The following is a 21096-nucleotide window of genomic DNA, read 5'->3' as shown; positions in this document are numbered from 1 at the left end:
AGAAAATTGTGTTATAGTAATAGTGTCGGCAGGCTGTCCGAAGACCATTTTCGTCAAACGGGCATAATACCACACATATAATATTGTAAATCATTTCGAGGTTTTTTGCAACGATATTTTGGCACTTTGACAAACTTAAAACAAAATATCGTCATTTCTCACAAATTTACAATGTGACATTAAGAGTTTTTCACCATAACATTGCATATAACGCACAGAAAGGATGTTTATTATTATGACAATTTCACTATTTTCAGGACAGGGCTCTCAGTATGAGGGAATGGGCAAAGATATAGCAGAAGCTATGCCCGAAGTCCTCCCGGTTTACGAGACAGGTTCTGAAATACTCGGCTGCGACCTGAAGGAGATATGCTTCAATGCTCCCATTGAAGAGCTGTCGAGGACCATCAACTCACAGCCCGCTATCATGGCGACCTCTATCGTTTGCCTGAAGGCTGCACAGGCTAAGGGCTTCACCTTCGACGGCGTGGCAGGTCACTCTCTCGGTGAGTACGCAGCTATGTACGCATCGGGCATGATAACTCTTGAGGACGCTTTCCGCCTTATAAAGGCAAGAGCTGCCGCTATGGATGAGGCTACCGCTTCCGCAAAGGGCGCTATGGCGGCTATCATGAAGATAGCTCCCGAGGAGGTGGAGAGAGTCTGCGGCGAGGCTAAGGAATATGTCACAGCAGTAAACTACAACTCCCCCGTGCAGACCGTTATCGCAGGCACTCCCGAGGGTATCGCCGAGGTCAGCGAGATATTCGCAGGCATGAAGGCGAGAGTTATCCCCCTCAACGTGGCAGGTGCCTTCCATTCAAAGCTTATGCAGCCCGCTGCGGATAAGTTCTACGAAACAGCTAAAACTATAGAATTCAAGGCTCCTCAGGTGAAGTATTACTCCAACCTGACAGGCGGCGAGCTCACAGACTTCTCGGATATGGCTTCTATGCTTGCCAAGCACATCGTTTCCCCCGTCCGCTTCACATCGGAGCTGGCAGCTATGCAGGAGGCAGGCGCGGATAAATTCGTTGAATTCGGCCCCGGAAGAACTCTCACAGGACTGGTAAAGAAGACTCTCAAGGACGTGACAGCTTTAAATGTTGAAAACACCAAAACTCTTGAAGGAGCATTATCATGAATAGATTTGCACTCATAGGTCACCCCCTGGGACACTCAATGTCCCCTCTCATACACGAAAAGCTCTTCGCTCTCAGCGGACTTGACGACAGCTCCTATGAGCTCATCGACATTGCTCCCGAGGATATTGCAGGCAGCCGCGGACTTCTGGAAGGTCTCCGCGGTCTCAACGTGACTATCCCCCACAAGCAGGCTGTCATCTCTCTGGTGGACGAGCTGGCGGACAGCGCTCAGCGCTATAATTCCGTAAACTGCATCAGCAATGACGGCGGCAGGCTCACAGGCTACAACACCGACTGCGACGGCTTCCTCCGTTCTGCGGAGCTGCTCCCCATCGGCGGAAACGTAGCTATACTGGGCTGCGGCGGCGTTGGCAGGATGATAGCTATCGAAGTCGCACGCCACGGCGGAAACATCACTCTCGCTGTTATCCCCCAGGACGTTAAGAACGCTCAGCTCCTCATGGCTGAGATACTCGCCAAGTGCAGCGGCGCTTCCGTGAGGATCGCCGATATATCTACACTTGATGGCAGCTATGACCTGCTCATAAACGCTACTCCCGTAGGTATGTACCCCAAGGTGGACGCCTGCGCCGTAAGCGATACCGTTATCGAAAACTCTCTCAGCGTCTTTGACGTTATCTACAACCCCACCGAGACCCTGCTGATGAAGAAGGCAAGGGCTCTCGGAAAGACCGCTGTGGGCGGCGCTTCAATGCTGGTATATCAGGCTGTGAAGGCTCATGAGATATGGTACGGCGGACAGTTCTCCGCTGAGGACATCTCAAAGATAATCCTTGACGTTGAAAGTGCCGTTGACAGCATGAACAGATGATAAGACCTGCAAAAGCCTGCGATGCCTCCCGTATCGCAGAGATAATCATAACCAACTACCGCGTGAACTTCTACCCGTTCTTCCGCAATGACCCCTTCTATTTCGGGGAGCTTAACGTGGTGGATATGGCGGCGGAGTACTGCGAGGGCTCCGAGGAGCTGCAAAACACCTATGTCTATGACGACCAGGGCGTTGTCAAGGGCATTATCCGCGTCAGCGGCACCGAGGTGGTGAAGCTCTATGTGGAGCCTCAGTTCCAGAACAGCGGCATAGGCGCAGAGCTTCTGGAGTTCGCCGTTAAGGAGTTCGGTGCGGACAACCTCTGGGCACTTGAATACAACACACGCGGCATAGCCTTCTATGAGCGCCATGGCTTTCAGCTCACAGGCGAGAAGATGACAGAGGACGAATGGGTGCCGCTGGTGAAGATGGAGAGAAAAGGGTGAGACCATGCTGGCACATGACTTCGGAATAATGCAGGAGACTCCCGAAAAAGGGAGCTATATCAGCTATGAGCCTGAGAAATACGGCTGTATTTCGGTGCATGATGACTATATCCTGCCCATATTCCCGAAGCTCGGGGAGCTGAAATGCTTCCGGCACAGCCTTGACCGTCCCGGATACGGACCGGCTTATTACGGCATTACCCTAATACCGCCCGAGTCCCTCGGCGGCTTTATCGAAGCCACTCTCGGCTGCCCTCAGCTCTCGGAGCTGACAGCCCTGCTGACCGAGGCTCAGCGCGAAAACAAATTCGTTATACATTTCGGAATCTGATACTGCCCAGGATACGGGCAGTTCCGTTATATAAGGAGAAATATATGACTGTATTTTTATGCGGCTTTATGGGCTGCGGAAAATCAACTATCGGCAAGCTCGCGGCAAAGAAACTGGGCTGCGGCTTCTGCGACACCGACGACATCATAGTCAGGACCCTCGAAATGACAATACCCGAGATATTCGAGCAGAAGGGTGAGCCCTTCTTCCGTCAGACAGAGGCTGAGATAGTGAAGTCCCTCTGCGGCAAGACCACCGTTGCTGCCTGCGGCGGCGGAGCTATGCTCAATCCCGATACTGCAAGGGCTGCAAAGGAGGCAGGTGCCGCCGTCATTTTCCTTGACGTCCCCTTTGAGACCTGCTATGAGCGCATAAAGGACGACACGAACCGTCCCATCGTGGTAAAGTCCACAAAGGAGGAGCTGGAAGCCCTTTACAACGCGCGCAGGGACGTCTATCTGAAGCACTCCACCATAAGACTCGAATGTAACGGCAGCCCCGTTGAAAATGCGGAGCGTATCGCCGAGGCTGTCAGAAAGTGAGCAAGCTATGCTTATCTATAACGCTGAAATTCACACCATGGACTCCCGGGGAGTCATCGAAAACGGCTGGCTGGAGGTCGAAGACGGCAAGATAAAGGCTCTGGGCGAGGGCTCGCCCGAGGCAGTCCCCGGGGACAGCATAGACGCCCGCAGAGGACTTCTCCTCCCCGGCTTCATCGACGCCCACACCCACCTGGGCATTATCGAGGACGGTCTGGACTTCGAGGGCGACGACTGCAACGAATCCACAGACCCCTTTACTCCTCAGATGAGAGCTATCGACGGTATCAATCCCTTCGACCGCTGCTTTGAGGAAGCCTGTATGCGGGGCATCACCGCGGCGGCATCAAGTCCCGGAAGCGCCAACGCCTGCGGCGGCGAGATAGCTGCCATAAAGACCTACGGCAGGCGTATCGACGATATGCTCATACGGAACTGCGGAATAAAGTTCGCTCTGGGCGAAAATCCCAAGAACGTCTACAACGGCAGGGAGGAGACTCCCGTGACCCGTATGGCGATAACCGCTCTCATCAGAGAGGGACTCTACAAGGCACGCCGCTACGTCCACGATATGGACAGCTACTACTCCGACAGCGAGAACTACGATCCCCCTGAGTACGACATAAAGTGCGAGGCGCTCATGCCTCTCCTCGACCGCAAGATAAAGGCTTTCTTCCACTGCCACCGTGCCGATGATATATGCACTGCAATGCGTATCTCCAAGGAGTTCAACCTTGACCCCGTCATTATCCACGGCACCGAGGGCTACAAGATAGCCGATATACTCGCCGAGGAAAATATCCCCGTTATCTGCGGTCCCCTTATGTGTGACCGCTGCAAGCCCGAAATGCGCGGACTTGAGCTGAAAAACGCCTCCGTCCTCCACGGCAGCGGCGTAAAAACAGCTATATGCACAGACCACACAGTCACCCCCATACAGTACCTGCCTCTGTCCGCACAGGCTGCGGTGAAGGGCGGTCTCAGCCTTGATGACGCTATCATGACCATTACGGCTTATCCTGCCGAGATACTGGGAATAAGCGACACCACAGGCTCGCTTGCCGAGGGCAAGGACGCGGATATACAGCTCTACGCAAAGGGCTGCAATCCTCTGGACCTTATGTCCGAGCCTCAGTTGGTGCTCATAGACGGCAATGTTTGCCGCAGGGAGATATGATATGAAAAAAATGCTGTCAATGCTGGCAGCTGCCGCTCTTGCCCTCAGCGCTGCTCCCGTAAAAGGGGCGTCCGCAGAGGAGACGGAAGGCTTCATGCTCAGCTATACCATAGACAACAAGCAGGCTACGGTCACAGGCTGCGTGGGCAGCGACTCAGTACTCATTATCCCATCGGAGCTTGAGGGCTTTCCCGTTACTGCTATCGCCGAGGACGCCTTCGCAGGCAACAAGGATATAGGTATCTGCGTTATCCCCGACAGCGTAAAAACCATCGGTGAAAGAGCCTTCAGCACCTGCCCCTCGCTGAGCACTATCACCATCGGCAGCGGCGTCACAAAAATAGGCGATTACGCCTTTACAGCCTGCCCTGCACTGGCTTATATCGACGTCAACAAAAACAACCCCACCTACAGCAATACAGGCGGCTGTCTCTATGAAAACGGCGACACTCTGCTCCTCTACGCAGGCAGCCCGGAGGCTGTCATCGGAAAGGGCACGAAAACTATCCGAAAGGGCGCCTTCTTCGGCAAGGCTGATATTGTTTCCGTAGAATTTCCCGACAGCGTCACAACTATCGACGACCATGCCTTTTCAGGCTGCCTTTCGCTGAAAAAGGTGGATATCCCCGACTCGGTGACCACCCTGGGAAAGGGCTGCTTCATGAGCTGCAGCGCTCTGGGAAGCGTTTCCCTGGGCAAGGGCGTGAAGGCTCTCCCCGAAGACTGCTTCCACTCCTGCACCTCGCTGAAGACCGTCAATATCCCCGACACTGTCACCTCCATAGGCGATGAGGCATTTTACAGCTGCGCAGGTATCAGCGGTATCTACATTCCCTCCTCGGTCAAGACCATCGGCAAGGAGGCACTTGGAAGAAGATACGACGCACGAAGCAGCTCCTCCGAGAATATCTCGGGCTTCACCATAAGGGGCGAAAAGGGCTCTGCTGCGGAGAAATACGCCTCTGACTCAAAGCTCAGCTTCAAAACAGGCAGGCTCTCCATGGGCGATGTCAACGGCGACGGAGCTGTCAACGCCGTGGACGCCTCGGCTGTACTGGCTGAGTACGCAGCCTCATCAACAGGCAGGGAGGGAAGCTTCTCCTCCGACCAGAGAGCTGCTGCCGACTTCAACAGCGACGGCAGCGTCAATGCCTTTGACGCCTCGGCTATACTGGCGGAATATGCACGGCGCGCCACCGCACCGCTTTAACACTGAGTTACTTTACTATAACAAATTGCTTTTTTCGCCAAAACCCGACCTTTTTTGAACTAAAAATTTCTATGCCGTCTCCGCCGCCCAAACTATTGACATAAGCCGTCAAAAATAGTATCATTAAAGTTAATAATATCAATGCAAGGAGGAATTATTATGCTGACCGACATGAACAGCAAATTTCAGAAGGAAGGTCTCACCTTCGACGATGTGCTGCTTATACCCGCTGAATCAAACGTTACCCCCAACATGATCCAGATCGGTACTCAGCTCACTAAGACTGTCCACCTCAATACTCCTATCATGACTGCCGCTATGGACACCGTTACAGATTCCCGTATGGCTATCGCCATCGCCCGTGAGGGAGGTATCGGTATCATCCACAAGAACATGACCATAGAGCAGCAGGCTGAAGAGGTCGATAAGGTCAAGAGAAGCGAGAACGGCGTTATCGTTAACCCCTTCTCACTTACAGAGGATCATATCGTTGCCGATGCGGACGAGCTCATGGGCAAGTACAAGATCTCAGGCGTTCCGATCGTTGACGGAAAGGGCAAGCTGGTTGGTATCATCACCAACAGAGATATGCGCTTCCTCACAGACTTCAATGCCAAGATCTCAGAGGTAATGACAAAGGACAACCTTATCACTGCGCCCGTGGGAACTACTCTCGCTCAGGCTCAGGATATTCTCCGCGCACACAAGATCGAAAAGCTCCCCATCGTTGACGAGGCAGGCTACCTGAAGGGTCTTATCACTATCAAGGATATCGAGAAGTCAGTTCAGTACCCCAATTCCGCCCGTGACAGCAAGGGCAGGCTCCTCTGCGGCGCTGCTATCGGCGTTACCGCAAACGTTCTCGAAAGAGCAAAGGCTCTCATCGACGCTCAGGCTGATGTTCTGGTCCTCGACTCCGCTCACGGACACAGTGCAAACATCATCAAGTGCCTGAAGATGGTCAAGGAAGCTTTCCCCGAGATCCCCGTTATCGCAGGCAATATCGCTACTGCTGAGGCTGCTGAGGCTCTTATCGCAGCAGGCGCTGACTGCCTCAAGGTAGGTATCGGACCCGGATCCATCTGCACCACCCGTGTTGTTGCAGGTATCGGCGTTCCCCAGATCACAGCTGTTTATGATGTAGCCTGTGTTGCCCAGAAGTACGGTATCCCCGTTATCGCAGACGGCGGTATCAAGTATTCGGGCGATATCGTAAAGGCTCTTGCAGCAGGCGCAAACGTAGTTATGCTCGGCTCGCTCCTTGCAGGCTGTGCAGAAGCTCCCGGTGAGACCGAGATCTATCAGGGACGTCAGTTCAAGGTTTACAGAGGCATGGGAAGCCTCGGTGCTATGGCAAACGGCTCCAAGGACAGATACTTCCAGGAGGGCGCCAAGAAGCTGGTTCCCGAGGGAGTTGAGGGTCGTGTCCCCTTCAAGGGCCCCGTTGCCGACACTATCTTCCAGCTTGTGGGCGGTATCCGTTCGGGTATGGGATACTGCGGATGCGTTGACATCCCCACTCTCCACGAGAAGGCTAAGTTCATCCGCATCACAGGTGCAGGACTCAAGGAGAGCCACCCCCACGATATTTATATCACCAAGGAAGCTCCCAACTACTCAACACAGATATAAAATGCAAAATGCCCCTGAGCGCTCGGCTGAACGCTCAGGGGCTTGTTTTTATGAGACCGAAAGCTTATTTATGCACCTGCCTGTATCATCGTCAAATACGAAGATATGCTCTCCGCAGGTCTCGAAGGTGTACGAGCCGTCCTTCTTTATTTCCGATGCTTTACGCAGATCCAGCTCTTTCCAGTCATCTGCGGAGTAAGTTATATATCGACCGCGGTAAATAGTCATCACTTTTTCTGCATCAGCATAGATCATCTTTTCACCCCTGCGGGTCTTATGCTGTTTTATGACCTCTCCGCTGTTTATATCTGTCAGAACAAATATATCATAGCGGTGCTTCTTCAATGATGATATATCGCCTTTATCGCTGTGTCCGCTCCCAAGCCCGACAGTGCTGTGTGTCGCTGTCAAAACTGTACATACACAGTCATCGATGACATTGGAAAATGAATGACAGGCTCTGAACTTATCAGCCAGATCCACTCTGATGATACTGTCCGTATCAGGATCGGCTATTATCAATTCGGGACTGTAGCTCCGTTTAAGATAGATCACCTTATCCTTGCTTCTGCCTATATATTTTGAAGCTGTATCAGTTATCAGCGCATAATATGTCCTGTCCCGATCCCCGAGAAAAGTAAAAACATCATCAGTATATTCAAGCTTTTTAATATCAGTATCTATTCTTTCTCCGCTGCTGTCGAAAGCGGCAGGCTCAATGCTTTCTCCGACAGAGATAACACCGTAGAAAACACCGTTTTCTTCCGCACATATATCCGCATCAGGAAAGTTTATCAGTATCGGCGTTGCTGATAAGTCCCCGTTAAGATCGTATCGCGAGACCTCTGTGCCGTTTTCGGTTGTCTTGCAGATACAAATACTATTTTTGTCACCTGAAAAGAACGCCTTTATATCCTGCCCGTTAAATGGTATCAGGCATTGGCGCTCTGATTTTTCGCCGACTTTATATACTCCGCTATTGCTGATACAGTATAATTCGTTATTAATCTCAGTTTTCCGCGGATCAGAACTGCTGTTTATCACGGTTATCCTGCCCTGAGAAGCAAAACAGCTCAATAAAAAACATACTGCGGATATCAGTGATACTGCTGCCAGCAAAAACAGCACGGACTTTTTCATGATATGATGTTTCCTCCGTATAGCGCAATGTTCAGCTGATATTGTTGTTTTTCTTCTTCCTTGTGCAGAGGTATATTATAAGCCCGATAACGAGGGCTATCACTACAGGGACGCCAAATATCAGCGCCATTACGAACAATTGAATAAATACGGAGCCGTCCCTGTGGACGGTGTATTCAGCCTTTGTGCCGTCTGCCTTTATTTCATACAGACAGCTGACCTTTGAAGGCTTTATCTTCACAGGCTCAGTGACGCTGAGCACATTGCCCTTTTCGTCGCAGTACGCAACCTTGAAGCTGCCGTAATACTCAAAGACCTCACGGTTTTCGGTATTGCTCGGCACACCGAACTCCAGCGAGCATTTATCCTTGTCGGCATGGTTGTACTTAACGAAGTACCTTTTCAGCATACAGCTTGTATAACCGTCATCGTAGACTGCAAGTCCGCAGCTGTCATCGAGGATTATGGGGTCATCGTTTCCCCTGCCCAGGTAGGCTGCGTACACATTGCGGCATACGCTGTGCTTCTCGTCATTTTCATTTGTGGTCGGGTCGGGATAGTATTTATCGTCAGTCTTCTTCGGGAAGAGCAGGTCAACGAAAGCTGTTCCCTCGGGAGCATTCTCATACTCTATGTCGATCTCCCATATGTCAGTACCGAGTCCCATTGCAAAGGCGTTCATGCCGCCTAAAATGCAGGTCATTACCGTGAATACGACTGCTATGGCAGCCTTGATATGCTTTTTCATAATATCCTCCATACCGAGCATTACTGTCTGTACTGCTGCTGATTTTTCTTTTTATTGTGTCTGACAACAAGTATCACCACAACTACAACAATTGCTGCTATGACCGCAATGCCAAGAACAGCTAATATACATACGATCACGCTGCCAAATATAATCGCAGTCAATCCTTTTCCCACATCTATGCCGTGGTCAAGCTTGCACTCAAGACTTGTTCCGTCCGCATTGACATAGAAATTCGCAGGCTTGTCGGTATGCTCTGTCTCCACAGGGTCTGTGACCGCAAGTACATTGCCCTTTTCGTCGCAGTACGCCAACTTCAGGCTGCCGTAGTAATTGGAAACGTCTGTGTTTATCAGCTTCTGCTCGTCCAGTACTATATCCATCCTGAAGCTGTTCACCCTGTACTCTGTGGCAATGTCCCTGCCGAAAAGGCAGCTGGTATAGCCGTCATCATACTTTGCAAGCTCGCAGTCCTCCGGAAGAGTCAGAGTTTCTTCTGTACGCTCGCCGTTTTCATCCTCTCCGTGAAGTATGATCGCTGCGGAGGGCTTACCGTCTGCGGAAGCATATTTGTCATTTTCGGTTTTCGGGAGCAGTATATCCGCAAACACCGTTCCCTCGGGAGCGTCTGTATAGCGGACAACTATAATACCGTCTGCAGCTACCCAAGCAAAGGCGTTCATGCCGCCGAAAATGCAGGTAACTATGGTGAATATAAGTGCGATGGATGCTTTGATGTATTTTTTCATAATGCTGCGCCTCTTATCTGTTTTTTTATATTATAGCACTGAGCAGGCACAACTTCAACCGAAAGCGGCAAATCTTAAATCAATTGTAAAAATATTGTAACAAAAAAGGACGGCATAATGCCGTCCTGTAATTTTTATTACTGCAGTCTTAACCTGCATATGCAGCATCTGCTGCTGTATACTCATTCTGTCCGCTGCACTCCTCTGCATTGGCAAAGCAGTTCATGCTCCCCAGGAAGCAGGCTACCGCTGCAAGTACAAGCGCTGCTGCTGTTTTTAACGCATTTTTCATAATGAAAAAGCTCCCCCTTATGCTTTGATAATCGAATTATATCACATAAAAACGGGAATTTCAAGAGGCTTTTGAAAAGTTCATAGAACTGTAACAAAATAAGGGAGCAAAGCTCCCTTTTTTGTCCATATATCACGAAATAACGTACGCCTTGCCGTCGATGGTATATACTGCAATATCCATATAATCACCGAATCTGTATCTCAGTGAATAGCTGTTACCGTCGTCCACCTTATTGTGGTAGGTAACGTCAACCATGTACAGATTCTTTGAGGTGATGTTACAGCCCGGTGAAGCTGTTTCCATGAGCTTGTCATAAGACTCAAAGGCGCCCTCGGTGTCCTTCAGTCTGCCGTCAACAAGAACGTAATCGAAGGTGAAGTCCATACCTGTGTACTGCTTGAGCAGCTCATACTCGCCCTCAAGGAACTCCTTTTCGGTAGAGTATTCGGAATTTTCCAGGCGGTACTTGATAAGGTCGGGGTGAACAGACTTCTCAAACGCCTCTGTATCGCCTGTGTTAAGGGCATAGAAGTAGTTGGTAAGGGCAGCGCCCTCGTCAGCGGTAACGAAACGGGGGTCCATATCTATACCCAGGGGGTAGTCATTATCGCCCGCCTCAAATTTCTGAAACTCTCCGCCGTAAGGCATATCCTCAAGGTCCTTGCTGTAATCATCGGGAATGTTTCCGCCTGCAAGGTTATTGGGGTCGCTTGAAAAAGAGCTCTTCTTTCCGCTGCATGATACCGATGCGGAAACAGTCAGTACTGCCGCAGCCAGAATAGCAGCTGTTTTTCTGAAAATATCTCTCATTGTATATGCCTCCTTAGCCGAATGTATAATACTTGCCGTCCTTTACGGCGAAAACTATCTCATAGGCGCTGACGATTATTCCCTCGTTGCCGTAGGAGTCCTCGCCCATGACGTAAAAGCTTGCATCTATGACCTCGTCGCTCTCGGACTTTACCTGCTCATAGTAGTCCTTGCCGAATACATCGTCAAGTGACTGGAAATAATTCTCAAGGTTGTCCTTGGTCTCGTCGTAAATGGGAGCAGTCTCCAGCTTTATCCTGGTTATCCTGTAATCGCCGTTCATATTGCTTGCAAGGGTGGAACAGCGCTTGCTGAATGAGGTCTTGAGGTCGTAATCGTATTCCCTGGTGAGGAATTCCTCCATCTCGTCGATATAGCTTGGGAATATGCACTTCTGATAGGTGTTGTAGTCAGCCGACGGGAATGACAGGAAATACTTTTCAAGCGTCAGCATGAGCTCATCAGAGAATACCGTATCGTCGTAATAGAGCTTTACTCCGCTGCTGCTTATCTTATATGCGCCCAGCTCTGCCTCCTGGTCGCTTTCGTCGGGGGTTATGAGCTCATTGCCCACCAGTCCCAGCTCCAGCGGCTCGCTGTCCACGGCGGTGCTGTTCACCTTTTCCTGTATCTTTGTGTAATACTCATCAGCGTTATAGCTGTCTCCTGACAGCTCTGCACCTCCTGCGGGAGCGGAAGTGGGGGTCTGGACAGCTGTCTCAGCGTAGGTAGGCATACTGATGTCTTTTTTCTTTGCACATCCCGAAAATCCCTGCACTGCTGCCGCTGCGGCAAGAGTCAGTGCTGTAAGCCCAAGCTTTCTCATAGACTTTTCCTCTCGTAATCAATAAACGGCGTATTTTCCCATGGCGCCCGCCCACCCGGCAGCTGCCGAGCCCTCGGGTGCAAACACGGTTATGTCGGGAAGCTCCTCAAGCCCCCAGTTATCATATCCGAGTTCAGGATCAAGTATAGTAAGCGCTCTCATCCCCGTACAGGCTGTGAATGCCTGCTGCTCTATGCGTGTCACTCCCACAGGTATGGTAAGTTCTGTAAGGCCTATACATCCTGCAAAGGCGCCGCACTGTATCTCCTTGAGACCTGACGGAAGGTTGATGCTTTCAAGTGACTGACAGTCCGCAAAGGCTCCCTCGCCTATAACTGTCACGCTCTCGGGAAGGGTCACGGAAATAAGGTCGTATTTTGCCTCAAAGGCGTAGAAGCCTATTTCCGTAACGGGAGCACCTTCTATATCTGAGGGTATGTCTACATAGGAGTCCTTGCCCTTGTAGCTGGTTATGACCGCTCCGCCGTCAACTATCTCGTAATCGAACTCCTCAGCCGAAACGATGTTGCGCTCTCTCACGGTAGCAAGGGGGGCATAGGAGCCTGCTTCGGTGGTCTCCTCTGACGTCGTTACAGCTTCGGAAGTATTTCCGCTCACCTCGCTGATCTTTTCCACCTTGCTGCCGCAGCCCGAAAAACAGACCGCCGCAGTCAGCAACAGCGAAGCGAATATAGTCTTTTTCATATCATATCTCCCAAACCTGCAAATTGTATGGTTTATATGTGTTGATTTGGTGAAAAATCAGGCCTTCTTGCCTCTTTCCTTAGCTCTCTGGGTATTGCTGAGGACTCTCTTTCTTATTCTGAGAGACTCGGGAGTTACCTCAAGCAGCTCATCATCGGCAAGGAATTCAAGGCAGTCCTCAAGGCTGAGAACTCTCGGAGGGACCAGACGGAGAGCGTCATCGCTTCCGCTTGCACGGGTATTTGTCAGGTGCTTCTTCTTGCAGACGTTGACAACAAGGTCCTCTGTCTTGGGAGAAGCTCCCACGATCATGCCCTCATATACGGGAGTGCCTGCTGTGATGAAGAGCTGTCCGCGCTCCTGAGCGTTGTAGAGACCGTAGGTAACAGCCTCGCCTGTCTCGAAGGAAACGAGAGAGCCTGTGTTTCTGCGCTCGATGTCGCCCTTGTAAGGCTGATAGCCGTCAAATACATGGCTCATGATGCCCTCGCCCTTTGTATCTGTGAGGAACTCGCTCTTATAACCGAAAAGTCCTCTTGCAGGGATAAGGAACTCGATACGCATACGGCTTCCCTGGGGGTGCATATCCACCATGTCACCCTTACGGGCACCTATCTTCTCCATTACGGAGCCTACGCAGTCCTCGGGAACGTCGATGACAAGGCGCTCGATAGGCTCAAGGCGTCTGCCGTTCTCGTCCTGCTTGTAGAGAACGTGGGGAGTTGATACGCCAAGCTCATAGCCCTCACGGCGCATATTCTCGATAAGTATTGAAAGGTGCATCTCGCCTCGTCCTGCAACGCGGAATGCATCGGTGTTCTCTGTCTCCTCAACGCGGAGGGATACGTCCTTGAGAAGCTCCTTGAAAAGTCTCTCGCGGAGCTGACGTGATGTTACGAACTTGCCCTCTCTGCCTGCGAAGGGGCTGTCGTTTACGGAGAATGTCATCTCAACGGTAGGCTCGCTTATCTTCACGAAGGGAAGCGGATCGGGAGCGTCTGTTGCGCAGATGGTGTCTCCGATGGTTATTCCCTCGATACCCGAGATCCACACGATGTCGCCCATGGTAGCCTCCTGAACGGGAACACGGTTGAGTCCCTGTATCTGGAGAAGGGAAACTATCTTTGAGTTATAGTTCTTCTTTGAGCCAGTGTAGTCACAGACAGTCACCTGCTGGTTCACAGCTATCTTTCCTCTTACGATACGTCCGATACCGATACGTCCCACATACTCATTATAGTCGATAGAAGAAATGAGCATCTGGAGAGGATCGTTCTCCTCGCCCTTGGGGGGCTCGATGTAGTTGATGATGGTGTCGAAAAGGGGCTTCAGGTCTGTACCTGCCTCATACTGGCTGAGGGAAGCAGTACCGCTTCTTCCCGAGCAGAAGAGCAGGGGGCTCTCAAGCTGTTCCTCGTTTGCGTCAAGGTCAAGGAGGAGCTCCAGCACCTCGTCGCCTATCTCGTCCAGACGGGCGTCGGGACGGTCTATCTTGTTTACAACAACGATGATCTTGTGACCCATTTCAAGAGCCTTTGACAGTACGAAACGTGTCTGGGGCATGGGTCCCTCAGCGGCGTCAACAAGGAGCAGAACGCCGTCCACCATCTCAAGTACACGCTCGACCTCGCCGCCGAAATCAGCATGGCCGGGGGTGTCGATGATGTTGATCTTTACGCCGTTGTACATAACTGAGGTATTCTTCGCAAGGATAGTGATACCTCTCTCCCTCTCGATGTCGTTTGAGTCCATTACACGCTCAGCGACCTCCTGGTTTTCACGGAACACGCCGCCCTGCTTGAGCATCTCGTCAACGAGGGTAGTCTTACCGTGGTCAACGTGGGCGATAATGGCAATGTTTCTTAAATCTTCTCTTATCATATTTTCTTTCCTCCATAAGGTTTTCGCAGGGCATCTCTAAAAACCTATCTGATCAAGAAAAAACGGATAGGTACGGCAGAGGCAAGGAAAGCTCCCGAAGGCGTGCTGACGCACTCCGAGGGAGTTTGACACAGCATATGTCGTGCATAGCCGTTTTTTCTCAAAGTGGGTTTTTAGAGATGTCCTATATGTGAACGGCTTTATGCCGTCGTCTTTTTACTTGTGTGTGACTCTGTCTCCCAGCTTGCCTGCCAGAACAGCCATAAGCTCCTCGGCAGTGCCCCCGGTAATCTCCGACAGTCTGAATACTGAGCTGTGTTCGGGAGACTCTATCTTTATGAAGTCCTTGTAGGTGGTGACCTTTTTGACGGCGCTGTAGTGATACCTTCCCTCAAAGGTCACGCCGTTTTTGGCAGTATTTCTTGCGGTGTAGCCCTCATCCTCAAAGATGAGCTCCTCATGAATATCGGGATTTGCAGCGAACAGAACAACAGCTGCCGCGCTGTAAAGAACAAAACGCGCCAGGGCAGTCACCGCGGTGACAAAGCCTGCGACCCCTGCTGTCAGGTACAGGAAACGGGCGTATCTGAAGCCTTCCCTGTATTTAACTACGGCATACACCGTATAAACGCAGAAGCCAAAGCACAGAACACTGAGAGCCAGTATCCCCAGAAGCAGCATGACCTCCCTGAACGAGAACATCATTCTGATCTCAGCCCGAGTGTGGGCTCTGGTCCTGTGACTGTCTATCCTTATCATATCTTCACGCTCCTTTTATCAACGAAGCGCTTGCCGAAGACTGACGCAAGGAAGTACTCCAGCTCGGGAACGCTGCCCTCGGTGAGCTCGGACTTGTGTATGATGAAAGCCTTTTTTGCCTCCACGAAGATAAAGAAGTAATTCATGGTCTCCACAGCTTTATTGATGGTGCCGTATGGAAAATCCCTGTGGACCGTGAAGTTCTCGCCGGTCTTGATTATCTCGAATGCCTGTCCGCCGAAGATAAGCTCTGTGGAATACTGATAGGGCGGAAGCTTGTTTTTGCCCTTGTCATCGCTCAGCAGCTTAATGATGTCTCTTATATACAGTGCCGCGAAAGTGAACGCCAGCGCTATCCAGATGTAGCCGGAGCTGGAACGCAGTATTATTGCAGCGCGCAGGAAAAAAATACCTGCCGCCAGACACACCGCCGTCCACAGTATCTTGGGTATCAGCTTTTTGATGACATATGGTTTTTTTGTCAGGGAGTAGAGTGCCTTCAGATGGTTGTCATTGTATGTTACTCTTGCCCTTACCATATCACTTCTCCTTATACTTATCGCCAAGCTTTGCGCGGAGCAGAGCTCTCAGCTCATCGGGAGTACCCTCGATGAAGTCCTCTGCATTGCACGCCACATATCCCGCAACAGAGATATTCATGAGAAAGAAGCCTTCCTTCTCGGCGGCGCTTATAAACTTGTCATAGGCGTATTCCGCGTGCTTGCTGCCGTTATCGGTCTTTGTGCCGATGATTATGCCCTCATCATTGAAGGTATACTCACCGGTCAGTCCCGGATTTGCCTCCGTGACCTTCTTGTGGAGCTTCATGGGGTCCATTCTCACCAGAAGCCGTATCATATAAGCTGCAAACAGCAGAAATAAAGCACTGACCAGCAGTATCAGAAAGGGCTGAGGTCTGTGAGTGCGGGCAGTTTCGATGACCAGTCCTGCGGAGTTTATGAGGAAAAGTGCGCCCATTAAAATGGCAATATTCTTAGTCGTCTTATAGGCTTTTGTGTTTCTGATTATCAATGAGTAGTGTTTCAGGTCGTTGTTTACTGCGATCTTTACCACGGCGATCCCTCCACAATCTTTATACATTTCTGCACAAAATGGCTGTGTTTCCGTGCAAATCCTCTTTTTTTCAGGGCATAAAAAAGCCCTTGCAGGAAAATTGCAAGGTCTGAAGCGGATACTGTCAAACAAAAACAGCCCCGAAAATTTCGGGGCGTTCTGGTGGGAGAGGATGGATTCGGACCATCGAAGCTGAAAAGCAACAGATTTACAGTCTGCCCCCTTTGGCCACTCGGGAACTCTCCCATAAAGGATCTTGTATTTTGTCTCAGGACAAAATAATGGAGCTGGTGGACGGACTCGAACCCCCGACCTGCTGATTACAAATCAGCTGCTCTACCAACTGAGCTACACCAGCGCTAATGCTTAATTATTATATCACATTTGCTTCTGCTTGTCAAGTACTTTTTTCAACTTTTTTGAAAAAGTCTGGTCGAGGCGACAGGACTCGAACCTGCGGCATCTTGCTCCCAAAGCAAGCACTCTACCAAACTGAGCTACGCCTCGGATAATTCTTCGGCAAGTCCTTGACGGACAGCTTTTATATTATATCAGAACTCGCCTTACTTGTCAAGCACCTTCCCCACATTTTGTAATATCATACAATAGATATTGAAGGTTTTTGTGTTTTTTTGCAGCCCTTGCAACAAAAAAGGGAGCTTTGCGCTCCCTTATCAGATCATTAATCAGTCCTTGATGTCGTCGACGATATCCTCAGCTGCGTCCTTTATATCCTCTGCAACGTCCTCAGCCTTGTCCTTGATATCCTCAACAGCGTCCTCAGCTGCTTCCTTTACGGAATTATCATTGATCTCGAAGTCGATACTCTCATCTGTGTCGAAGTTATCGAAATCATCGTAATCGTCATCATCATAATCTGAACCGGAGCTCTTATCCTTGAGTGCCTGTGCTGCAACATATCCCACAGCTGCTGCTGCGCCGGCTGCTAAAATAGCGACTAAAAACTTATTCATTTTAATTTCCTCTTTTCTCCGCAAGAATTAGTACTTACCGAACCGCTTGCGATCGGATTACGATAATCTGAATTTATTATACCATACTTTTTTTATAATTTCAACTCTTTACATATTATTTGTTAAAAACATCAAAATTGAAAGGGCAGTTATTGGTGCAGTTTCACAACGCAGTATTCTCTGTCCCAGCCAGACTCTTTCTGCGCCTGCTTCCACCAGTGCATCAGCCTCCTCTTTGTCGAAGCCGCCCTCGCTGCCGATGAACAATCCTGCGGTCTTTATGCCGTCAAAGTCCACCTCGCCGAAGGAGCGTCCGCCCTTCTCCTCATACAGCAGTATCGTACGGTCAAGAGACCTTGTCATATCCACGCTCTCCCTGAAGCTTACCAGAGGAGTGACCTCGGGGATAATGCCCCTGCCCGACTGCTTTGCAGCCTCCTCGGCTATCCTGCACAGTCTCGGCAGCTTTTTCCTCGCAAAGTCCTTCTCATCGGGACGTGATACGCAGCGTCTTGTCAGCACGGGGACTATCCTTGCCGCTCCCAGCTCCACGCTTTTCTGTATGATGTATTCAAGCTTGTCCAGCTTCGGGACAGCCTGAAAGAGAGTCACCGATATATCGGGCTCTGCGGCACATCTGTGCTTCTCGACAAGGTCAAGATACACGGCGTCGGCGGTGATACTGCCGATATTGCAGCGGTAGTCCGTACCGTTGCAGCACACCGTTATCTCCTCGCCCACTCTCATTCTCAGTGACCTGCCAATGTGGTTGGCATCGTCACCTGTGAGCACGATATTATCCTCATCTATCTCATTCCTGAAAAATCTCGGCATAGCAAGCACCTCATTACATTTAGTGTTAAAACAATCTTATCACATACCCCGCTCCCTGTCAAGGAGGCAATAAAAAACCCTGTCTGACGACAGGGACTTTTGTCACTCATATTTTGAATCAACTTTGAGGTACTCCTCAAGGCACTGTCCGCTCTTGTAGAGCTCTGTGGCGATCTTTGAACCCACGTATCTGATGTGCCAGGGCTCGTACTGATAGCCTGTGATGTCCTCCTTGCCCTGAGGGTAGCGGATTATGAAGCCGTACTCATGGGCGTGTTCTGCCAGCCATGCCGCTTCGGGAGTTGCTCCGAAGGCGTCGTCGATGGTATTGCAGTCGATGACCAGTCCCGTCTGATGCTCGGAATAACCGGGGCGTGCGGAATAGGTGTCCGCCATATCTGCTCCGTCGCTCTTGACGTAGTTGTCATATATGATCTCCTGATCGTGGTATGAGCGGTAGCCCGAGCCGATGTAGATGCTCAGATCCTCCTTTGCAGCCGCGCTGGACATTGCCTGGAACTGCTGATAGCAGATTGGCTCAAGTCCCGGCTCAAAGGTGGCGGGGAGTCCGTAGGACTTGTTGACTATGAGCACCCCGTCTATATAAGTAAGCCCCTCTGTATCATAAACAGGGGGCTCGGGCGCCTCAGCCGTATTCGACTGAGGCGATGCTGTATCATCTGTTGATTCGCCGCGTACCGTGACCTTGATCATTACCTCCTGTGAGGAGTCTGTCGCAGACCTGAGGGTAACGTAGCAGGTACCGGGCTTAACGCCTGTGATATTGCCTATATTATCGACTGTGGCAATAGAGGAGTCTCCTGAGGACCAGCGCTCGTCCGCTTCGCCCATACCGTCGGGATAACCCTGTACTCTGGGCATATCAGTCTCGCCTACCTCAAGGAATACCGAGTATTTATCGAGCTTGAAATCGCTCTTGTTCACAGGTTCCGTCATAGCTGCCGTAGTAGTAACGGCTGTTGTGGTTATAGCGGGATCTGTGGAAGTTGCCGTAGTTGTTATTGTCGTTACAGCTGTCTTGCCCTTGTTTTTGCTGTCTTTCTTGCCATTGTCAGAGCAGGCATGAGCGACCAGCAGCACGAAGAGGAGCACCAGAAGCGCTATAACGGCGAGAGCTGTCAGCTGTCGTCTTCTCAGCGTCTGACGGGATACTCTTTTGCGGGGACGATGTGAATCATATCTGTTATTGTCCATATAAAAATCCCTTTCACTGCATATATTATTATAGTACAGGCAGGATACTGCTGCCCATATAAAAACCTTACTATCATTATATCACAGGTTAAATAAAATGTCACGCAAAATTATTTCAATTCCGCATTTTTTTAACAACTTGACATATAACAGGCAGTATTTTTGGAGCTTTTTAACAAAGAGTCTCCGCCGCCGTATCATTACCATAGAAAAAAGCAACGTATTTTTCGCCTTTCTTCTTCCCCCTTGTTAACATTATATTCCTTGACACATCTCCGCAGAACGAGTATAATTATATTCGGTGACGACAGATCGCTCACTATGCACCGTTCCCGAAAGGAGTTATTATCTATGTCTTACACAAAGAGACTGTCCGCACTTCTCTGTGCAGCGTCAGTCCTTACAGCTGCGGCTGCCTGCAGCAGCAAGAAGAGCAGCAGCAGTAATATACAGACCACCGTCCCCCAGACCACCGCTGCGGCGTCCGAATATGACGGCACTCCCGCAGAGGCTGATCCCGAAATGGAGATCACCTGGCTGGCGGACTACGACCTGAACCCTCAGCAGGGCGTTCAGCGCTCTGCCGCTCTGGCTGTTTTTGAGGATATTTACGGCGGCAGGATAAACTGCGTCCGCACCGCTCCCAACGACAAGTACAACACCCTGTCATCAATGATAAATTCCGGCGAGACCGTGGATATGTTCCCCTGCGAGCCGGCAGCCTTCCCCAATGGCACCATGACGGGACTTTTCGATCCCCTTGACCCCTATTTCGCCGATATGGGCGTTGACGAGGGACTGTGGTCGGATATGTCCGATGTTATGGATATGTTCGCATACAACGGTCAGCACTATGTGGTGCCCTATTCCGTATCCGAGCCCCTGCTGCTCACCTACAGCAGAAAGCTCACCGACGCCGAGGGCATAGGCGACCCGAGAAAGCTCTGGCAGGAGGGCAAATGGGACTGGAACGCCATGAAGGACATGATAGACAAATTCAGAAAGAACCAGCCCGACGCCCCGAGATACGGCATAAACGGCTGGTACGGACAGGCTGCCCTTGCTTCAACGGGACATACAGTTGTCAGCTTCGACGGAAGCAGTCTGAAGAACAATATAGCCGACGCCGAGATAGGCAAGGCTGTGGGACTTATTGGCGAGATAAGGAACAACGGCTGGTACAGCAGCACTCTCCGCGACACCTTCCCCTCAGATCTGAACACTCTGTTCTTCGCTTCGGGAAGCTGGTCTCTGGGCATTTCTAACGCTGCTAACCCCGAGGCAGACCTGATGATAGTTCCCTTCCCCAAGTCTCCCGACGCGGACAAGAACTACATCTCCTGCAATTTCAACTCACGTATGCTGGTGAAGAACTCCCAGAAGGGCAAGGCTGTAGCCACTTACCTCAAGTGCGAGCGTCTGGCGGCGTCTGACGAGACAATGAAGGCTGCCGCAAAGGAACAGGCTCTTGTACAGCAGAAGAACGCCTCGGGCTCATTCAGGAGCTTCATCACCGAGGAGCAGTACAACGCATTGCAGGAATATCTTGATCTTTCAAAAGTCACTCCCGTATTCGACTGCGGCTGGGGCATGGGCGAAAGAATGAGCGGCAACGGCAACTATACCGCTGACAGCCGCGGCGTGATGCAGCGAATGGCTGAAGCAGGCAAGTCCTATGAGCAGCTCCGCGACGAATTTTCTCACGTTATCGACGAGGAGATAGCAAAGTATAACGGATAAGTGTAAGATCCTCCCCTGAGTGTTCTACAAG

The 21096-nt window shown here is 50.7% G+C and carries 23 protein-coding genes and 3 tRNA genes; 9 read left to right on the top strand and 17 right to left on the bottom strand.

Annotation, left to right across the window (positions count from 1 at the left end; translation table 11 throughout):
* Nucleotides 1–235: 235 nt before the first annotated feature.
* The 8 genes from fabD to guaB all read left to right on the top strand — a co-directional run bounded on the left by fabD (nucleotide 236) and on the right by guaB (nucleotide 7315).
* On the top strand, nucleotides 236–1144 hold the full coding sequence (gene fabD, locus T488_RS0104720; protein ID WP_028519803.1) for an ACP S-malonyltransferase: 909 nt from the start codon (nucleotides 236–238) through the stop codon (nucleotides 1142–1144).
* A complete protein-coding gene (locus tag T488_RS0104715) occupies nucleotides 1141–1977 on the top strand; it encodes a shikimate dehydrogenase family protein (RefSeq protein WP_028519802.1) in 837 nt (278 codons plus the stop codon). The genes fabD and T488_RS0104715 overlap by 4 nt, the downstream gene beginning before the upstream one ends.
* Nucleotides 1974–2423: a GNAT family N-acetyltransferase gene (locus T488_RS0104710; RefSeq protein ID WP_028519801.1), complete on the top strand. Its 450-nt coding sequence runs from the start codon at nucleotides 1974–1976 to the stop codon at nucleotides 2421–2423. Before T488_RS0104715 ends, T488_RS0104710 begins: the two co-directional genes overlap by 4 nt.
* 4 nt (nucleotides 2424–2427) lie before the next feature.
* Nucleotides 2428–2754 carry a hypothetical protein gene (locus T488_RS0104705; RefSeq protein ID WP_028519800.1) on the top strand — a complete coding sequence of 109 codons (327 nt, stop codon included), beginning with the start codon at nucleotides 2428–2430 and terminating at the stop codon, nucleotides 2752–2754.
* A 44-nt stretch (nucleotides 2755–2798) separates the two neighbouring features.
* Nucleotides 2799–3296 (top strand): shikimate kinase, encoded by a 498-nt coding sequence (locus tag T488_RS0104700; RefSeq protein ID WP_028519799.1) that lies wholly within the window; start codon nucleotides 2799–2801, stop codon nucleotides 3294–3296.
* A 7-nt stretch (nucleotides 3297–3303) separates the two neighbouring features.
* Nucleotides 3304–4473 carry an amidohydrolase gene (locus T488_RS0104695; RefSeq protein ID WP_028519798.1) on the top strand — a complete coding sequence of 390 codons (1170 nt, stop codon included), beginning with the start codon at nucleotides 3304–3306 and terminating at the stop codon, nucleotides 4471–4473.
* Between the two features lies 1 nt (nucleotide 4474).
* Nucleotides 4475–5683 carry a leucine-rich repeat protein gene (locus T488_RS0104690; protein ID WP_028519797.1) on the top strand — a complete coding sequence of 403 codons (1209 nt, stop codon included), beginning with the start codon at nucleotides 4475–4477 and terminating at the stop codon, nucleotides 5681–5683.
* A 159-nt stretch (nucleotides 5684–5842) separates the two neighbouring features.
* Nucleotides 5843–7315: an IMP dehydrogenase gene (guaB, locus tag T488_RS0104685; RefSeq protein WP_028519796.1), complete on the top strand. Its 1473-nt coding sequence runs from the start codon at nucleotides 5843–5845 to the stop codon at nucleotides 7313–7315.
* A 48-nt stretch (nucleotides 7316–7363) separates the two neighbouring features.
* On the opposite strand, the gene T488_RS0104680 is transcribed toward guaB, so the two are convergent.
* The 17 genes from T488_RS0104680 to T488_RS0104600 all read right to left on the bottom strand — a co-directional run bounded on the left by T488_RS0104680 (nucleotide 7364) and on the right by T488_RS0104600 (nucleotide 19325).
* The gene (locus tag T488_RS0104680) at nucleotides 7364–8392 is read right to left on the bottom strand and encodes a hypothetical protein (protein ID WP_196243269.1); all 1029 of its coding nucleotides are present in this window, start codon (nucleotides 8390–8392) and stop codon (nucleotides 7364–7366) included.
* 94 nt (nucleotides 8393–8486) lie between these two features.
* A complete protein-coding gene (locus T488_RS0104675) occupies nucleotides 8487–9203 on the bottom strand; it encodes a hypothetical protein (protein WP_155267159.1) in 717 nt (238 codons plus the stop codon).
* A gap of 20 nt (nucleotides 9204–9223) precedes the next feature.
* Nucleotides 9224–9952 (bottom strand): hypothetical protein, encoded by a 729-nt coding sequence (locus tag T488_RS0104670; RefSeq protein ID WP_028519793.1) that lies wholly within the window; start codon nucleotides 9950–9952, stop codon nucleotides 9224–9226.
* Nucleotides 9953–10100: 148 nt separating this feature from the next.
* Complete coding sequence (locus T488_RS19525) at nucleotides 10101–10244, bottom strand: hypothetical protein (RefSeq protein ID WP_155267158.1); 144 nt, start codon at nucleotides 10242–10244, stop codon at nucleotides 10101–10103.
* A gap of 132 nt (nucleotides 10245–10376) precedes the next feature.
* On the bottom strand, nucleotides 10377–11057 hold the full coding sequence (locus T488_RS0104660) for a hypothetical protein (protein ID WP_028519792.1): 681 nt from the start codon (nucleotides 11055–11057) through the stop codon (nucleotides 10377–10379).
* Between the two features lie 13 nt (nucleotides 11058–11070).
* The gene (locus T488_RS0104655; RefSeq protein WP_028519791.1) at nucleotides 11071–11883 is read right to left on the bottom strand and encodes a hypothetical protein; all 813 of its coding nucleotides are present in this window, start codon (nucleotides 11881–11883) and stop codon (nucleotides 11071–11073) included.
* Nucleotides 11884–11901: 18 nt separating this feature from the next.
* The gene (locus tag T488_RS0104650; RefSeq protein WP_028519790.1) at nucleotides 11902–12588 is read right to left on the bottom strand and encodes a leucine-rich repeat domain-containing protein; all 687 of its coding nucleotides are present in this window, start codon (nucleotides 12586–12588) and stop codon (nucleotides 11902–11904) included.
* Nucleotides 12589–12645: 57 nt separating this feature from the next.
* Nucleotides 12646–14469: a translational GTPase TypA gene (gene typA, locus T488_RS0104645; RefSeq protein ID WP_028519789.1), complete on the bottom strand. Its 1824-nt coding sequence runs from the start codon at nucleotides 14467–14469 to the stop codon at nucleotides 12646–12648.
* A gap of 216 nt (nucleotides 14470–14685) precedes the next feature.
* A complete protein-coding gene (locus T488_RS0104640) occupies nucleotides 14686–15228 on the bottom strand; it encodes a hypothetical protein (RefSeq protein WP_028519788.1) in 543 nt (180 codons plus the stop codon).
* The gene (locus tag T488_RS0104635) at nucleotides 15225–15767 is read right to left on the bottom strand and encodes a YcxB family protein (protein WP_028519787.1); all 543 of its coding nucleotides are present in this window, start codon (nucleotides 15765–15767) and stop codon (nucleotides 15225–15227) included. Before T488_RS0104635 ends, T488_RS0104640 begins: the two co-directional genes overlap by 4 nt.
* 1 nt (nucleotide 15768) lies before the next feature.
* Entirely contained in the window at nucleotides 15769–16329 is a 561-nt protein-coding gene (locus tag T488_RS0104630) for a hypothetical protein (RefSeq protein ID WP_196243268.1), read from the bottom strand.
* Nucleotides 16330–16462: 133 nt separating this feature from the next.
* Nucleotides 16463–16548: transfer RNA gene (locus T488_RS0104625), tRNA-Tyr, on the bottom strand.
* A 36-nt stretch (nucleotides 16549–16584) separates the two neighbouring features.
* A tRNA-Thr gene (locus T488_RS0104620) sits at nucleotides 16585–16660 on the bottom strand.
* Between the two features lie 72 nt (nucleotides 16661–16732).
* Nucleotides 16733–16809 (bottom strand) — tRNA-Pro (locus T488_RS0104615).
* 179 nt (nucleotides 16810–16988) lie between these two features.
* Nucleotides 16989–17276, bottom strand: a complete 288-nt coding sequence (locus tag T488_RS0104610) for a hypothetical protein (RefSeq protein WP_028519785.1) — start codon at nucleotides 17274–17276, stop codon at nucleotides 16989–16991.
* A 108-nt stretch (nucleotides 17277–17384) separates the two neighbouring features.
* Nucleotides 17385–18110 (bottom strand): RsmE family RNA methyltransferase, encoded by a 726-nt coding sequence (locus T488_RS0104605; RefSeq protein ID WP_028519784.1) that lies wholly within the window; start codon nucleotides 18108–18110, stop codon nucleotides 17385–17387.
* A gap of 102 nt (nucleotides 18111–18212) precedes the next feature.
* Nucleotides 18213–19325, bottom strand: coding sequence for a D-alanyl-D-alanine carboxypeptidase family protein (locus T488_RS0104600; RefSeq protein ID WP_028519783.1), 1113 nt, complete (start codon nucleotides 19323–19325; stop codon nucleotides 18213–18215).
* Nucleotides 19326–19676: 351 nt separating this feature from the next.
* Between T488_RS0104600 and T488_RS0104595 the strand changes: the two genes are divergently transcribed.
* Nucleotides 19677–21065 carry an ABC transporter substrate-binding protein gene (locus T488_RS0104595; RefSeq protein ID WP_028519782.1) on the top strand — a complete coding sequence of 463 codons (1389 nt, stop codon included), beginning with the start codon at nucleotides 19677–19679 and terminating at the stop codon, nucleotides 21063–21065.
* The last annotated feature ends 31 nt before the right edge of the window (nucleotides 21066–21096 follow it).

It is taken from the genome of Ruminococcus flavefaciens ND2009 (assembly GCF_000621785.1).
In the GTDB taxonomy this organism is placed as follows: Bacteria; Bacillota; Clostridia; order Oscillospirales; family Ruminococcaceae; genus Ruminococcus; species Ruminococcus flavefaciens_C.
Note: the sequence above shows the minus strand (reverse complement) of the source record. Positions and strands in the feature narration are given on the sequence as shown.

What these genes read in the sequence shown, in the direction of transcription:
- fabD (WP_028519803.1), top strand. Translation starts at nt 236, where the DNA reads ATGACAATTTCACTATTTTCAGGACAGGGCTCTCAGTATGAGGGAATG.
- T488_RS0104715 (WP_028519802.1), top strand. Translation starts at nt 1,141, where the DNA reads ATGAATAGATTTGCACTCATAGGTCACCCCCTGGGACACTCAATGTCC.
- T488_RS0104710 (WP_028519801.1), top strand. Translation starts at nt 1,974, where the DNA reads ATGATAAGACCTGCAAAAGCCTGCGATGCCTCCCGTATCGCAGAGATA.
- T488_RS0104705 (WP_028519800.1), top strand. Translation starts at nt 2,428, where the DNA reads ATGCTGGCACATGACTTCGGAATAATGCAGGAGACTCCCGAAAAAGGG.
- T488_RS0104700 (WP_028519799.1), top strand. Translation starts at nt 2,799, where the DNA reads ATGACTGTATTTTTATGCGGCTTTATGGGCTGCGGAAAATCAACTATC.
- T488_RS0104695 (WP_028519798.1), top strand. Translation starts at nt 3,304, where the DNA reads ATGCTTATCTATAACGCTGAAATTCACACCATGGACTCCCGGGGAGTC.
- T488_RS0104690 (WP_028519797.1), top strand. Translation starts at nt 4,475, where the DNA reads ATGAAAAAAATGCTGTCAATGCTGGCAGCTGCCGCTCTTGCCCTCAGC.
- guaB (WP_028519796.1), top strand. Translation starts at nt 5,843, where the DNA reads ATGCTGACCGACATGAACAGCAAATTTCAGAAGGAAGGTCTCACCTTC.
- T488_RS0104675 (WP_155267159.1), bottom strand. Translation starts at nt 9,203, where the DNA reads ATGAAAAAGCATATCAAGGCTGCCATAGCAGTCGTATTCACGGTAATG.
- T488_RS0104670 (WP_028519793.1), bottom strand. Translation starts at nt 9,952, where the DNA reads ATGAAAAAATACATCAAAGCATCCATCGCACTTATATTCACCATAGTT.
- T488_RS19525 (WP_155267158.1), bottom strand. Translation starts at nt 10,244, where the DNA reads ATGAAAAATGCGTTAAAAACAGCAGCAGCGCTTGTACTTGCAGCGGTA.
- T488_RS0104660 (WP_028519792.1), bottom strand. Translation starts at nt 11,057, where the DNA reads ATGAGAGATATTTTCAGAAAAACAGCTGCTATTCTGGCTGCGGCAGTA.
- T488_RS0104655 (WP_028519791.1), bottom strand. Translation starts at nt 11,883, where the DNA reads ATGAGAAAGCTTGGGCTTACAGCACTGACTCTTGCCGCAGCGGCAGCA.
- T488_RS0104650 (WP_028519790.1), bottom strand. Translation starts at nt 12,588, where the DNA reads ATGAAAAAGACTATATTCGCTTCGCTGTTGCTGACTGCGGCGGTCTGT.
- typA (WP_028519789.1), bottom strand. Translation starts at nt 14,469, where the DNA reads ATGATAAGAGAAGATTTAAGAAACATTGCCATTATCGCCCACGTTGAC.
- T488_RS0104640 (WP_028519788.1), bottom strand. Translation starts at nt 15,228, where the DNA reads ATGATAAGGATAGACAGTCACAGGACCAGAGCCCACACTCGGGCTGAG.
- T488_RS0104635 (WP_028519787.1), bottom strand. Translation starts at nt 15,767, where the DNA reads ATGGTAAGGGCAAGAGTAACATACAATGACAACCATCTGAAGGCACTC.
- T488_RS0104630 (WP_196243268.1), bottom strand. Translation starts at nt 16,329, where the DNA reads ATGTATAAAGATTGTGGAGGGATCGCCGTGGTAAAGATCGCAGTAAAC.
- T488_RS0104610 (WP_028519785.1), bottom strand. Translation starts at nt 17,276, where the DNA reads ATGAATAAGTTTTTAGTCGCTATTTTAGCAGCCGGCGCAGCAGCAGCT.
- T488_RS0104605 (WP_028519784.1), bottom strand. Translation starts at nt 18,110, where the DNA reads ATGCCGAGATTTTTCAGGAATGAGATAGATGAGGATAATATCGTGCTC.
- T488_RS0104600 (WP_028519783.1), bottom strand. Translation starts at nt 19,325, where the DNA reads ATGGACAATAACAGATATGATTCACATCGTCCCCGCAAAAGAGTATCC.
- T488_RS0104595 (WP_028519782.1), top strand. Translation starts at nt 19,677, where the DNA reads ATGTCTTACACAAAGAGACTGTCCGCACTTCTCTGTGCAGCGTCAGTC.